Genomic DNA, 14,262 nt, shown 5'->3' on the forward strand with positions numbered 1-14,262 from the left:
TTTAAACTTCTGTTCTTTTTAGCGACTATATCGCAGTTGCGTTAAGCAACACTTCTTGGTTAAATAGAACCAAAGTCGGACGCACTAACACAGAGGTTGTCCCGTGAAAGTGAACGTAGAAATTGATATGACGCCTGAAGAGTTCCGTAAGGCGATGGGGTTACCTGATGTACAACCCCTGCAAGAGGAACTGATGCGCAGAATCCAAGAACAGATGGAAGCTGGCGTTGAAGGCTACGATGCCCTCTCCCTTCTTAAACCCTTTGTTTCTCAGAGCTTTGACTCAGTCAACACCTATCAAAAAATGATGATGGACCTGATGTCGAGCTATGGGAAATCCAGCTAGCTAGATAAGCTATCTATTTAAATCGGGTTTAATAAGAGGGAGTTTTAAAAAAGTTCTTCATTAAGCTTTAATAGGAATGTCATTTGATCACCACAATCCGTCTTCAGACTGTTTGTGAAAGCTTTTAAATGAACAAAACTTGCACATCAATGTACAAGGGCTGTTCAATATATACTGGGCTTTTGCCCACCACTTGACGTAATGGAGTAGACTATGATTCAAGATAAAGCCATGCAAGACAAAATGATGAACGCCTTCACTGAGCAAACCAAAAACCTCTATACCCCAATGCGTAAAATCAACGCTTTGCTGGTTGAGAACATGGAAAAAATGACTGACTTTCAACTGGAAGCCCTGAAGGCTTATAGCCATATGGGTCTGTCACAGATGAAGCAGGCGACAGAAGTCAAGGATGCAGATACCGTACGCGATTACAGCGCTTCTCAGGCTGAAATGATGAGCAACCTGAGCAAGAAAATTCTTGAAGATGCGAAGACCATGGCTGATATGAGCATGGAATTCAAAGCTGAAGTTGAAAAGATTCTTGAACAGTCTCGCAGCCAGGCTTTCAATAAAGCAGCTGAAGAAACCAAAGCTGAAGCTAAGCCAGCCGCTAAGCCAGCTGCTGCAGCGGCAAAATAAGCTGAGCGCGACATATGTTCAGTTCACGCCAGCAACACTGACGTGAACAGCAATAAGGGGCCTCTGCGCCCCTTTTTTATCTGGACAGTCAGAGGGTGAGACGCATGAGCGATCAAGTTTCAGATCAAGGGCAGGATACTTATAATCCTGCGGAAATGTTTGAATGGATGACCAAGGCGAACGAACGCTACCAAGCAGTGATCGAGCAGCTTGTCAGCCGTAATGAAGGTGGCATGAGTGACTCGTCGATGTCTGTCATGAGCGATATGGCAGGACATTTTCAATCGCTTGGAGAACAGCTCACCAGTAACCCGATGGTCTTGTTTGATGAGCAGATGAGCCTGATGCAAGGTCAGATGGAACTGTGGCAGGCCACAGCCCGCGAGCTACTGGGTGAAAAAAATGTCGAAGCAGTGATTGAGCCTGCCAAGGATGATCGGCGTTTCACTGATCCGGAATGGACGGACAACCTGATCTTCAACTTCATCAAACAGTCTTATCTGCTCTATGCACGTTGTCTGCTGAATATCGTGCATGGCGTTGAAGGGCTCAGTGACCATACTCGTCAACAGCTCGATTTTTATGCGCGTCAGTATGTCAATGCCCTCTCCCCCTCCAACTCGATTTTCACCAATCCTGAAGTGATGCGCCGCACTCTGGCGACACGCGGCCAGAATCTGCTCAAAGGCATGGAACAGCTTGCCCGGGATTTAAAAGAAAGCGCAGAAGGCCTGAATGTCACTATGACCGACCGTAGCGCCTTTAAGCTCGGTGAGAACGTGGCGACGACACCTGGGCAGGTGGTCTTTCAGAACCGCTTGATTCAGCTGATTCAATACCAGCCAACGACAGAAAAGCAGTACAAAACTCCCCTTCTGGTTGTGCCACCTTGGATCAACAAGTATTACATTCTTGACCTGCGCGAAAGCAACTCTTTGGTCAAGTGGCTCACCGATCAAGGCCACAGCGTCTTTATTATCTCTTGGGCCAACCCAGGTCCCAGCATGCGTGATTATGGCTGGGCAGAGTACATGGAAGAAGGTACCCTGGCAGCCATTGAAGCCGTGAAAAAACAAACCGGTGAGCAGAAGGTTAATCTACTCTCCTACTGTATTGGCGGCACTTTAACAGCCACCACCCTGGCTTATTTAGCAGCACAAAAACAGGCCGATCAGATTCAGTCTGTCACCTATATGGCCACACTGCAGGACTTCTCCGAGCCTGGCGAGATCAAGGTCTTTATTAATGAGTCCAGCCTGCAAGGTATAGAAAAACAACTGGATCGTACTGGCTACCTGGATGGCCGCGTGATGGCCTTCAGTTTTAACCTGCTGCGCGAAAATGATCTTTTCTGGTCTTTCTTTATCAACAACTATCTAAAGGGAGAGCGCCCTGCTGCCTTTGATTTGTTGTACTGGAATACTGATGGCACCAATATGCCAGCAGCCATGCACAAGTTCTACCTGCGCAATATGTATCAGAATAATCGTCTGATCCAACCCGAGGGTATCGAGCTCAAAGGCGTGAAGATCGATCTGCGTCAGATCAAAACACCCGCCTACTTTGTTTCGACGATTCAGGATCATATCGCTCAATGGAAGTCCACCTACAAGGGCGCCCAGGTGCACTCTGGCCCAGTCGAGTTTGTGTTATCTGGATCGGGGCATATTGCCGGAATAGTGAATCCGCCCAATAAAGTGAAGTACGGCTACTGGACCAACAAAAAACTGGCGGATACGGCAGACGGCTGGTTTGCCGGTGCGGAGAAGAACGAAGGCTCCTGGTGGCCTCACTGGCAGAACTGGATGCTGGAACAAGGCCATGTGAAGGCTGAGGAACAGGTGCCTGCACGCCTGCCAGAAAAAGGCAAGCTGAGTGTGATTGAAGCTGCGCCCGGCAGCTATGTTCGTAAAACCATTGCAGAAGTGCTGCAAGAAGAACTGACACCAGAGAAGTAATCCGCTTCCTTGCGTGTCTACAAACCGAACCTGCTGCCAGGTTCGGTTTTTTTGTTAGCGCGGAGCTGAATCAATTCTGAAAATAATTAAGCTCTTGAAGGACTTAGACTTTAAAGCGCCCAACCAGCTGCTGCAGCTCTTGCGCCACCTGATTAAGCTGGGTGCCACTTTGAGCAACATCCTGCGCCGAATGACTCGTCTGACCACTCAGTGCGACAATACGCTCTAGATTACGATTCAGCTCATCAACTGTACTACTTTGCTGCTCGGTCGCAGAAGCTATCTGGATATTCATCCCTTCGATCTGCTGAATGCCAGAGGTGATAGAAATCAGCGCTTGCCCAGCGGCCTCAGCATTCGCCGTTGTGGCATCAGAACGGGCATTGCTGGCCCGCATGGAGTCGACTGCGGTGGTAATACGCTGACGCAGTTGATCGACAGTGGCCTGAATCTGCTCTGTGGAGTCATGGGTGCGCGCCGCCAGTGTACGCACTTCATCCGCGACGACGGCAAAACCCCGCCCTGCTTCACCCGCACGCGCTGCCTCTATCGCGGCATTCAGCGCCAGCAGGTTCGTCTGCTCGGCGATAGCTCGTATCACATCCATGACTTGACCGATTTGCTCACCGGATTGCTGCAGTTTTTCAACTTCGGTGGCTGTTGAGCGGATGACCTCCGCCTGTTCTTGGATCGAGCTCACGACCGTGCGAACTCTTTCTGTACCCTGCTCTGTCTCTTGCCCACCCTGCTGAGCAGCGATCGAGGCATCCTGCGCATGGCGTGCGACTTCTTCGACCGTCGCGACCAGCTGATTCATCGCAGCAGCAATCTGATCCACTTCGCTTTGTTGATTATCCATATCGCTTCCCATGCTAAGGCTTGCACTTTCTACCCGCTGAGCATGGCCGGCCAGCTCCTGTGCCGTACCACCGATATCACTGACCAGCTGGCGAATCCGATCCACAAACTGGTTAAAGGCTTCCGCTAGCTGGCCAAGTTCATCACGCCGTGAGATCTGAAGCTGCTGCGTCAAATCCGCTTCTCCTTGAGCAATATCGCGCATCCGCGCCACCATACGCTGAATCGGCCGCACCTGCTGGCGTGCCACGAGGACAATAATCAGTGTTAGTGCCGCAAGCACGCTGAGAATGACCAGACCGATACTCCACAGCAAGGCTTCGGTGGTTGCAGTAAAATTCTGACTCGGCACCGAGACACCAACCGTCCATCGCGGCGTGTTGGGAATCGGGCTCCACACCATCGTCACCGACTCGCCATTCAGATTCAAAATATCGCCCATACCCGCTTCACCACGCACAAAACGGCGGCCATGCTGATCGAGTCCTTGATAGCCATGTCGATCAGCATCGGTCACATTGATCTGCATCCGTGCTTGAGGCGCTGGGTGAGCCACCATCATGCCTGTCCCATCCACCACCCAGCCATAGCTGCCGGCTCCCATCTCAAGACTGGCGACAATCTGCGACAGCTCCTCCATCGACAAGGAGATCCCCAGCAAACCAACCGCTTGTCCGTCAGAATCACGAACTACCTGCGCCATCACGGCCACAGGGTTACCCATCACCACTGATAGCAAGGGCTGAGTCAGGACTCGCTCTTGCTGCTTGCGCACCAGTAACTCTTGAAAGTAATCACGACCACTAATATCAAAGCGCTGTCCGGTATGGATCAGCGCCTGCCCATTAGGTTGGGCAAAGAAGAAGGATTCCACCGCCAGATCACCGCCATGCTGCTCGATCAGCCAGCCTTCGACCTCCTCCAAGGTTTGTGCATGACGCAATTCATGGGCTGAGGACAGAGCTTGCATCCACATGCGATAGCCATCTAGCCAGCGCGCCACTTCAGCGCCGCGCGCCTCGACTTGACGACGGCTACCTTCTTCAATCAATGGGGGGACAGCTTGATTCAACTGCGAGGTCACTAGAAGACCGAGTAGCAGAAAACCAATGAGGAGCGGTAACAAGACCGCCATGAGTAAACGCTGCATCATAGAGAGTTGATTCAACATGCTTCCCTGATCTCCTTGTTGTTATTGCCATATCCGCATGGCTTTGGAGTCTATGACTCTAATCAATCCACCTCCCAGGGGTCAAGAAAGAAGAATTCTATAGACGCAACTCATTGAAAATGCACCCATGCTGGGGAACTTCTTCGCGCTTTTCCTCTCTTTGTTAACAAACGGTTTAGTTTAATATCTGCTTAGCTTGGGTCACTTGCAGCCGAATGCTAAACTGCCAGCATCCACGGATATCAGGAGTTACGATGAATCTATCTCGCCCTAGGTTGAGTACAGGCCGTGTTATCTGGGCCCATTTGATGCGTGCCTCTTTATTGCTGCTGCTGTGGTGGATCTTAACTGAGGGTGCACTGCATAGCTGGATCATTGGTGGGCCAGCCATCTTGTTGGCGCTGATGATCGCGGCCCATTTGGCACCTGTGCGCCTAACCGCAAGCCGCTTTTCGCTATGGGGTTTACTGCGCTTTGTCGGTTTTTTCTTGCGTCTCTCGATTGTCGCGGGGTTCGATGTTGCTTGGCGCTTGCTCCATCCCAGACTGCCCATTGAGCCTGGCTGGCAGTCTTTTCAAACACGCTTGCCTGCCGGTCGGATGCGTTGGTTGCTCGCCATGACCCTGTCACTCTTACCTGGCACCATCACGCGTTCGCTGGAGGGGCCTCAGCTAGAGCTCCATGCGCTGGATGTGCGCCAGGATTTAGAAGCCCAGTTCAGGGCAACCGAAGTGGCCATTGCGGCGATCTTTTGCTATCCGCTGCCCACCACAGATTCCGTTTCTTCTGTATAAGGAAAGCTCATCATGGATAGCATCTATGCTCTGTGTGCGTTGTTGCTGGTGTTTGCGCTCCTGCTGGGGCTAGTCAGAATTTGGCGCGGCCCCCTGCCTGCTGATCGGATGCTGGCCGCACAACTCTTTGGTACCTCCAGTGTCGGTCTAAGCCTGCTCCTGGCTCAGTGGATGCACCTGCCTGCCTTGCGCGATATAGCTTTAGTGCTGGCCCTGCTCGCCTTGATGGCCAGTGTCGCTTTTGTGGCTCGCGGCCAGCCACAACAACCCAAGGCGGGTGATCCTGCTCAGTCCAACACCCGCTCTGAACCTGCTTCTGATCCAGCATCAGCAGAGGAGAAGCCAAATGCTCCTTAGTCTACAAGCCCTTTTCTTGATCAGCGGCGCGATGTTCTTTGTCATCGGCAGCCTCGGTTTATTGCGCTTCCCAGATACAGCATCACGCCTGCATGCCCTCACCAAGGTGGATAACCTCGGTTTAGGTTTACTGGTCTGCGGCCTACTCCTCGGCACTGAGCAGGGGATTTGGGCCTTAAAACTGCTGCTCATTTGGCTGCTAACGATTGCAGCCAGTGCGCTGGCTGGTCATCTGGTGTTGAACCAGACACCCCACCATCCGCCTTCACCACGCTCAGGAGAGGATCATGATTGATTGGCTTTTAGTGGGTGGCCTGCTGCTGCTGGCCATCGGTGTACTGGTGGCACGACAGCTTTATCAAGCCGTGGTGATGTTTATCGCCTTTGGTCTGTTAATGGCTTTGGTCTGGATACGCATGGAGGCCCCAGATCTGGCCTTGGCTGAAGCAGCGATAGGTGCGGGACTGACCGGCGTCTTGCTCCTGGATGCCCTGGGACATTTGCGCGAGCCGCACCGGCCATCGAACCCATCCTTGGCCTTGCCGTTGGTGATGACTGGATTGCTCTGCCTGTGTCTGCTCGCGGCACTGCTTTACCCTGTAACCGAGCGCGAGAGCTTGATTGAGCAGGTAGCCACCTCCTTGCCAGCGACTGGGGTAGAACATCCCATTACAGGTGTTCTGCTCGCGTTTCGCGCTTATGACACGCTGCTGGAAGTCGCCGTGGTGCTGGTGGCCGTGGTGGTGGGCTTGGCATTAAGAATGAGCCATGAGGATCAACCCGCAGCCAGTCAGGCCCACTCTCCACTACTGAGTGGCATGCTGGCATGGCTCGCCCCAGTCATGCTGTTGGTCGGAAGCTATCTGCTATGGATCGGGAGCTATCGCAGTGGTGGCGCGTTTCAATCCGCTGCGGTTTTAGCCGCCTTGCTGGTGTTGCTCAAACTGGCTGGTTTTTCTTTACAGCGTTTAAGTTCAGGTTGGGTGTTTCGCTTGGGTGCGGTGGTGGGGCTTGGCTTTTTTATCGCCGCTGGCTGGCTGGCTCAAGGCTTGGGTGGTCAGTTTCTGGAGTGGCCCACCGCTGTATCCGGCGCGTTTATCCTCTCGATCGAGCTGGTGCTCAGTGGTTCTTTAGCCCTGCTGCTCTACAGCCTGTTTGAAGCCAGCCCTGCGCCGCTTCCTCTTCAAGTATCCTAAAACGGAGAATGCACAGCCATGCCGAGCCTGCTGCTTTATACCTTAACTGGCGGACTTTTGGTCTTGCTTGGATTGCTAGGATTTGTGTTACACGCTCATCTACTGCGCCGCCTGATGGCCTTTAATCTGATGGGCAGTGGCTGCTTTTTAGTGATGGTTGGATTCGCCCAATATACCTCTGATGTCGATGCCGTTCCTCAAGCGCTGGTTTTAACCGGCATCGTAGTTGCCGTGGCCGCCACCGCCTTGGCGCTGGTCTTGGTCAGACGCTGGTATCACCTGACAGGACAGGTCACCTTGACCGAAGACACATCACCCAAGAAGGAGACATCATGAGTAACCATCTGATGCCCTGGCTGGTGATGCTTCCTCTCGTTTGGGCGCTCTTGGGCTTGCTCACCCCGCGCTCTTGGGCAGAGAAACTGGCCCTGCTGTTTGTGCTGCTTCAAGGCGCTGTGCTGCTCGCTATTTCGGCTGAAGGCTGGGGGCAAGTGGTGTTCTTAGGAGGTTGGGCACCACCACTGGGCATTGCATTGCGCATGGAGGGCGTGACCCACCTGCTACTCTGGCTGACGTGGATAGTGATGAGCTTCTCTGCGCTGCATGCCAGTCGTTATCTGATCGAGTATCCACGCGCGCAGGTCTATTTCTGGCCACTTTTTGCTTTTTGCTGGTCTGGCCTGAATGTGGTCTGGCTGTCGGGCGATCTGTTTAATCTCTATGTTGGCCTCGAATTACTGGGCCTGAGTTCAGTCGGGCTGATCGCCCTGACCGGACAAAAAGAAGCACTGGGTGCCAGCCTGCGCTATCTCTATGCCGCTTTATTGGGTTCCTTGGCTTATCTATTGGGCGTTGGGTTGCTCTATGGTGCTTATGGCACACTCGATCTCCACCTGCTGAGCCAAGCATTCACACTCAATCCTCTCACTTGGATGGCACTGGCCTGCATGACGCTGGGCTTGCTGCTCAAAACAGCGATCTTTCCGCTCCATAGTTGGCTTCCACCCGCCCATGCCCGTGCGCTACCTCCTGTCAGTGCACTGCTCTCCGGGCTCGTCGCCAAGGCCTCCTTTGTGATTCTGGTGCGCCTGTGGATCGATCTGGCATGGCCGCAAGCCAGCGAGGAGACCTTACTCTATGGGTTAGGCCAAGGACTAGGAGCCTTAGGCGCAGGCGCCATTCTCTGGGGTGGCTGGATGGCTTGGCGTCAGGAGCAGCTCAAACCTCTGGTGGCCTATTCCACCGTGGCACAGCTTGGCTATTTAATGCTGGCCTTTCCGTTAATTTTTGGTGCGACCAGTCAGCTCGCGGCTTCTCTTGCGTGGGAGGGAATGTGGATGCAGCTTCTGGCGCACGGACTGGCTAAAGCCGCGATGTTCCTTGCGGCGGGCAATCTGGTTCTGGCGATGGGACAGGGTGAACTCAAAGGCTTACATGGCGTGGGACGTCATCTGCCCTTCTCATTATTGGGTTTTGGCTTGGCTGGCGTCAGTTTGATGGGATTACCCCCCAGCGGCGGCTTCACCGCCAAGTGGCTGATGCTACAAAGCGCCTTGATCAGCGGTCAGGGGTGGTGGATCGCCATTTTACTGGTCGGCAGCCTGCTGAGTGCACTGTATGTTTTCAAAGTCTTTCATTACTGCTTCACTGAAGAGCCCAATGAGAGTGATCATTTCCGCCATCCATCGACCTGGCTCGATCTCTCTGCTCTGCTACTGGCCTTAGGGGCACTGGCTTTAGGTCTGGCTTCCTACTGGCCGATGACCTGGATGCAATCCTCTTGCCTGGGAGGCTCGCTATGCTAGATCTTCATTTTTGGCTGCCACTGGCGGTCCTCTCAACCTCTTTGATTGCCGCAGCGCTGATCTTTTGGATTCCAGAGCACAGTAGCCGACTGCGCACCAGTGTGAACCTAGCGGCAGCCTTATTTAAAATTCTGCTGATGGTGCTGATTCTGATCGGCGTCAGTCACGGCGAAGAGTTTATTACCCAGTTTCCGCTGATGCAGGATGTTGATTTTGTGCTGCGCGCCGATGCGCTAGGCGTGCTGTTTGCTGGCCTGTCTTCTGTTCTTTGGCTCTTCACCACCATCTATGCCATCGGCTATCTTGAACATACACCGAACCGTCGCCGCTTCTTTGGCTTTTTTAGTCTTTGCGTGGCTTCCACTCTCGGTATTGCCTTTGCGGGTAACCTGTTCACCTTTGTGATCTTTTATGAACTGCTGACGCTCTCGACCTATCCTCTGGTGGTGCACAAGGGCACACCGGCGGCGCTGCGAGCCGGACGCCTGTATTTGCAATACACCCTGGCAGGCGGCTTGGTGCTGCTGATGGGCGTCTTGGCACTGCATAGCCTTGTCGGTGCTGTTCCCTTTGCTGAAAAGGACGCACTGGTCGCCTTGGCAGAAGAGCAGCCTCATCTATTGCAAGGTATTTTCCTGCTGCTGATGCTGGGTTTGGCCGTGAAAGCCGCGATGGTACCTTTGCATGGCTGGCTGCCTCAGGCGATGGTCGCACCCGCTCCCGTCAGCGCTCTGCTTCATGCCGTTGCGGTCGTTAAGGCCGGGGCCTTTGGCATCGTGCGGGTAGTCTATGATGTCTATGGTATTACGCTGAGCTGGGAGCTTGGGCTGCTGCTTCCGCTTGGTTTGGCCGCAGCCTTCACTATTTTATATGGCTCCATTCGTGCCCTCAGCCAAACCGATATCAAAAAACGCTTGGCCTTCTCAACCGTCAGTCAAGTCTCTTATATTGCGCTGGGAATTAGCCTGTTTGGGCCTTTGGGCACCTTGGGTGGCCTGGTCCATCTGCTGCATCAAGGCTTGATGAAGGTCACGCTGTTCTTCTGCGCTGGCAACTATGCCGAAACACTTGGCATTCATCGTATTGATCAACTCGATGGAGCAGGACAGCGCATGCCCGCCACCAGTCTGTGCTTTACGCTGGGCGCGCTGGGCATGATTGGCCTACCGCCTTTAGCTGGTTTTATCAGCAAGTGGTATCTGGCCAGCGGGGCTGTCGCCATCCAGGCCTATTGGGTCATTCCTGTTCTCTTGGCAAGCAGCCTGTTGAATGCCGCTTACTTTTTACCCTTGCTGTATCGTATCTGGTTTAAACCCCAAACTCAGAGCTGGCCGCATGAAAGACAGCTTGGACGCTGGGATACCAGTGCGTGGTTATTGATTCCCCCCGTCGTGACCGCCACCCTCAGTCTTTTGGCGGGTCTTTTTGCCGCTTCAGCCCTCAGCCCCTTGGCTTGGGTGGAGCTGATCATTCAGCGGGAGTATCTACCATGATGGCGTCTGCGTTACTGCTGCTCACCCCGCTATGGCCTCTGGTTTTGGCCGGCGGTTATTTACTGATGATGGCCTTTGGGCAGCGCTGGGCCGCGTTGAACTGGCTCTGGATCAGCGCGCCCTTACCTGCTCTCGCTCTGGCGCTCTTGATGCCAGCCGATCCTGCCTTGACCTCCTTGCATCTGCCCTTTCTACTGCTAGGCAGCCTCTGGTGGCTCGATGAAGTACGTCAGGTTTTTCTGGTGACAACGGCTCTGCTGTGGCTGATGGCGGGGCTCTATGCACGAGGCTACTTTGCCGCAGCCACCCATCCAGCGCGGCCAGATCAACCCGCATCTGACAAGATGGGCTTTGCGGCCTTATGGCTCCTCACGCTCAGCGGCAATCTGCTGCTGATTATTGCTGAGGATATCGCCAGCTTTTATTTGGGTTTTGCCTTGATGACCTTTGCCGCCTATGGCCTGGTGATCGATTCTCGCAAGGCCAGCGCTTTATATGCTGGTCGGGTTTATCTTGCTATGGCTTTATTGGGAGAGGCCGCGATGCTGGCCGCACTGATCGGCCTCAGCCAACAGGCCGCCGCGCCACAAATGGGGCCAGCAGCGGCCAGCTTGATGACCTCGGAGCCATCGATATGGATCCTCAACTGCCTGCTGCTTGGCTTTGGTGTCAAGGCTGGCTTACCTCTGCTGCACCTCTGGCTGCCTTTAGCCCATCCTGTCGCACCCACACCTGCCAGTGCCGTACTGTCTGGTGCGATGATCAAAGCCGGACTCCTCGGCTGGTGTCTGCTCCTGCCGCTGGGACAGGTCAGCTGGCCAGTATGGGGACAGATCTTTTTAGTGGCAGGACTGATCAGCATGCTCGGCGCTGTCTTGCCCGGCCTGCTCCAAAGCCATCCTAAGGCTGTCCTTGCCTATTCCAGCATCAGCCAGATGGGAATGATGATCAGTGTGCTGGGGGCCAGCTTGATTGAGCCAGCTCTATGGCCACTGGCGCTGCCCGCCTTATTGCTGTTTGTCGCCCATCACGGGCTCAATAAGGGAGCACTGTTTCTGGCCGTAGGACTGGCTGAAAAACCACCGCGCTGGCCGCTGACCCTGTTTCTACTGCTGACGCTCTTGCCCCCTCTGGCCTTAACTGGTCTGCTGACCAGCGGCTTGGTCACCAAATGGATGCTCAAGCAAGGACTTTATGCACAAGAGATGTCGCAGCTGGTGATGTGGCTCACCTTAGGTGCCGGTGGCACAAGCTTATTAATGCTGCGCTATCTATTCCGCCTCTGGGCCTTGATGCCCGCGCAGCCACATCGCCCACCCTTAAGTCAGCAGCTCGCTTGGCTGGGCCTGATGCTGGCTGCGCTCACCTTGCCTTGGTGGTTCACCGCTCCTGGCGGCGCAGCGCTGCTCTGGCCTGATTTCAAGGGTTGGCTCGAACTGGCCTGGGTTCCGCTGCTTGCTTTACTCTTGGCCCTACTGGTCATCAAGCTACTGCCCCAAGGAGGGCCTGAATGGCCACCCGGAGATCTCCTCCTGCCGCTCAGCTGGCTGGCGCGGCGTATTGGGCAGGCACTGGCACCTTGGCGCTCAACAGAGTTCACTCTGATCCAGCGCTTGGTGGACTGGATCAAACAGACTGCTGCCCAACGGCAAGATACCAACAGACTGGCGCGGCTTGAAGAGAGGTTACGCCAGAACATGGCTTTGTTGTTTCTTTGTGGCTGCGCGCTGCTTGCCAGCCTGTATTTCTTGCTCGGAGCGGTCTCCTGAACCCGTCTCCTCTCCTCCAGCGATGCTGCCGAATCAGTTGGCAAGGTCGGTAGCATCGCCTGTAAACAAGACAAAGCTTGTCTTATATCATCCTCATCACAGAAGAAGACTGCTAATCTTTTGCCCCTAGTCAATGCACCTAGCGATCAACCAGCCAGTGCAGACTAGGGCCATCAAGAGAAAAGTCCTCTCTTGTCACCAAGACCGACTTCTGTGTGCAGGATGCCTATGATCAATATTCGTTTGTCTCTGATTCAACTGATTAGCGCCGCCACTCTCCTTCTGCTGCTCGCCACAGGCACAACCTTTGCCTTAATGAAATCCAGCTTGAGCCTGTTTGAAGACTATGTGCAACAAGACAGCGAAGTCGAACGCCAGATGACGCGCCTCTTTTATGAATCGCTTGGCCTGCGCCTTGCGGTTTTATCCAAAACCAATAATCCAGCCAGCCCGCAACCAGATATCAGTTTCCAGCGCGCACAAGAAGAAATTCAAGCCACCGTCACGCATCTCCAGACATTGGATCAAGCCGGCTTGATTGCTGAGCCTCAGGCCGTGCGCGAATTAATCCAGCTGCAGAACGAATGGCTGAACTGGGCGGATCAGTTGATGCACACCGCTCGTCAGGCCGATCGTGACGCTATCGCCCGAGTCTTTCCTGATGAATCGCGACGCTGGCAAGCCTTTCGCCACCCTTTACTCGATCGTCTGGCTTGGCAAAGTGCACAGGGTGAGGCCGTCTACCAAGTCGTTCAACAGGCTTCATGGCGGGCGGCCCTCTTTTCTGCCAGTATCTTTGTGTTGTCTTTATTGCTGCTGGCTGCAATAGGCTATTCCGTTTTGCGCCGCATCCACCAAGCTCTGGGTGGCGATCTACGCTACGCTGTTGAAGCCGCTAACCAGATCGCGCAGGGTAACCTGACCCGCCCTATCCGCTATGATGTCAACTGTCGCCATAGCCTCTTGGCCTATCTCAACAGCATGCAAACCCAGCTTAAAAGTCTGATTGAAGCCGTCCAAAATCATGCGCATCAGGTGGCCCATTCCGCTCAGGTGGTTTTTGATCAGTCCAATGATTGTATGCAGCGTGGTGAAGAGCAAACCCAATCCACCCACACCTCAGCCAGTGCAATAGAGCAAATGCACCTCTCCAGCCAAGAAGTTGCACAACGCATTCTCAATACAGCGCAAGCGATTCATAGCACGCAGGAAAAAGCTCAAGCCAGTCAAGCGAGGCTCGAAAAAACCGTCGATACAGCCCACTCTTTGCAGCAGCATATTGAGCACACCAGTCGCACCCTACAGCAACTCCAGGCCAATTCAGAAAATATTACTCAAATCATTCATACCATTCGCTCAATTGCAGAACAAACCAATCTCCTCGCCCTGAATGCCGCCATTGAGGCCGCACGCGCGGGTGAACAAGGACGTGGCTTTGCTGTTGTTGCCGATGAAGTCCGTCTGCTCGCCAGTCGCTCTGCCGCCAGTACCAGCGAAATTGAGCAGGTGATCGAAGAGGTCTTGTCACAAACCAGTGCAGCCGATCAAAGAATGACAGCCAGTCGTAGCGCAACGGAAAGCACTCTCGAACAAGCTCAGGCCACACTCGAAGAGTTAAACAGCCTGCTAGAAACCCTGTTCAGTATTGCCGATCTGAGTCAGCAAATTGCCACAACCGCCGAGCAACAATCCCTTGCCACTGAGAGCATTCATACCCAGATGGCCAAAATGAATCAAATGGCGGATGACAATCAGATGGCACTGCAAACTAACTTCACAACGGCCAAGCAACTCAGCCGTACCTCGGAGACCCTGCTGGAAGAAACACAGCGTTTCCAACTGTAAGAGCAAACCGCTGACAACAGACTGGAGA

At 53.8% G+C, this 14,262-nt stretch carries 13 protein-coding genes; 12 read left to right on the forward strand and 1 reads right to left on the reverse strand.

The window, feature by feature from the left end; translation table 11 throughout:
• Window positions 1-103 precede the first annotated feature (103 nt).
• The 3 genes from V6U78_RS08440 (at window position 104) to V6U78_RS08450 (ending at window position 2,946) form a co-directional block, all read left to right on the forward strand.
• Window positions 104-346: a DUF6489 family protein gene (locus V6U78_RS08440; RefSeq protein WP_405339371.1), complete on the forward strand. Its 243-nt coding sequence runs from the start codon at window positions 104-106 to the stop codon at window positions 344-346.
• Window positions 347-559: 213 nt separating this feature from the next.
• The gene (locus V6U78_RS08445) at window positions 560-988 is read left to right on the forward strand and encodes a phasin family protein (protein WP_405339373.1); all 429 of its coding nucleotides are present in this window, start codon (window positions 560-562) and stop codon (window positions 986-988) included.
• A gap of 104 nt (window positions 989-1,092) precedes the next feature.
• On the forward strand, window positions 1,093-2,946 hold the full coding sequence (locus tag V6U78_RS08450) for a PHA/PHB synthase family protein (protein WP_405339375.1): 1,854 nt from the start codon (window positions 1,093-1,095) through the stop codon (window positions 2,944-2,946).
• A gap of 103 nt (window positions 2,947-3,049) precedes the next feature.
• Here the strand turns inward: V6U78_RS08450 and V6U78_RS08455 are convergent, their stop codons facing one another.
• Window positions 3,050-4,975, reverse strand: coding sequence for a methyl-accepting chemotaxis protein (locus V6U78_RS08455; protein ID WP_405339377.1), 1,926 nt, complete (start codon window positions 4,973-4,975; stop codon window positions 3,050-3,052).
• A 254-nt stretch (window positions 4,976-5,229) separates the two neighbouring features.
• Here V6U78_RS08455 and V6U78_RS08460 point away from each other — a divergent pair, with 254 nt between their 5' ends.
• From V6U78_RS08460 to V6U78_RS08500, 9 genes are all read left to right on the forward strand, one after another.
• Window positions 5,230-5,769, forward strand: a complete 540-nt coding sequence (locus V6U78_RS08460) for a Na+/H+ antiporter subunit E (RefSeq protein ID WP_405339379.1) — start codon at window positions 5,230-5,232, stop codon at window positions 5,767-5,769.
• Between the two features lie 12 nt (window positions 5,770-5,781).
• Entirely contained in the window at window positions 5,782-6,126 is a 345-nt protein-coding gene (locus V6U78_RS08465) for a monovalent cation/H+ antiporter complex subunit F (protein WP_405339381.1), read from the forward strand.
• Complete coding sequence (locus V6U78_RS08470; RefSeq protein ID WP_405339383.1) at window positions 6,116-6,421, forward strand: cation:proton antiporter; 306 nt, start codon at window positions 6,116-6,118, stop codon at window positions 6,419-6,421. Before V6U78_RS08465 ends, V6U78_RS08470 begins: the two co-directional genes overlap by 11 nt.
• The gene (locus V6U78_RS08475) at window positions 6,414-7,322 is read left to right on the forward strand and encodes a hydrogenase subunit MbhD domain-containing protein (RefSeq protein WP_405339385.1); all 909 of its coding nucleotides are present in this window, start codon (window positions 6,414-6,416) and stop codon (window positions 7,320-7,322) included. The genes V6U78_RS08470 and V6U78_RS08475 overlap by 8 nt, the downstream gene beginning before the upstream one ends.
• Window positions 7,323-7,340: 18 nt before the next feature.
• Complete coding sequence (locus V6U78_RS08480) at window positions 7,341-7,658, forward strand: NADH-quinone oxidoreductase subunit K (protein WP_405339387.1); 318 nt, start codon at window positions 7,341-7,343, stop codon at window positions 7,656-7,658.
• The gene (locus V6U78_RS08485; protein ID WP_405339389.1) at window positions 7,655-9,127 is read left to right on the forward strand and encodes a complex I subunit 5 family protein; all 1,473 of its coding nucleotides are present in this window, start codon (window positions 7,655-7,657) and stop codon (window positions 9,125-9,127) included. The genes V6U78_RS08480 and V6U78_RS08485 overlap by 4 nt, the downstream gene beginning before the upstream one ends.
• Window positions 9,121-10,620 carry a complex I subunit 5 family protein gene (locus V6U78_RS08490; protein WP_405339391.1) on the forward strand — a complete coding sequence of 500 codons (1,500 nt, stop codon included), beginning with the start codon at window positions 9,121-9,123 and terminating at the stop codon, window positions 10,618-10,620. The genes V6U78_RS08485 and V6U78_RS08490 overlap by 7 nt, the downstream gene beginning before the upstream one ends.
• Entirely contained in the window at window positions 10,617-12,389 is a 1,773-nt protein-coding gene (locus tag V6U78_RS08495) for a proton-conducting transporter transmembrane domain-containing protein (RefSeq protein ID WP_405339393.1), read from the forward strand. Before V6U78_RS08490 ends, V6U78_RS08495 begins: the two co-directional genes overlap by 4 nt.
• A gap of 228 nt (window positions 12,390-12,617) precedes the next feature.
• On the forward strand, window positions 12,618-14,234 hold the full coding sequence (locus V6U78_RS08500) for a methyl-accepting chemotaxis protein (RefSeq protein WP_405339395.1): 1,617 nt from the start codon (window positions 12,618-12,620) through the stop codon (window positions 14,232-14,234).
• The last annotated feature ends 28 nt before the right edge of the window (window positions 14,235-14,262 follow it).

Source organism: Marinospirillum alkalitolerans (assembly GCF_045055655.1).
In the GTDB taxonomy this organism is placed as follows: domain Bacteria; phylum Pseudomonadota; class Gammaproteobacteria; order Pseudomonadales; family Halomonadaceae; genus Marinospirillum; species Marinospirillum alkalitolerans.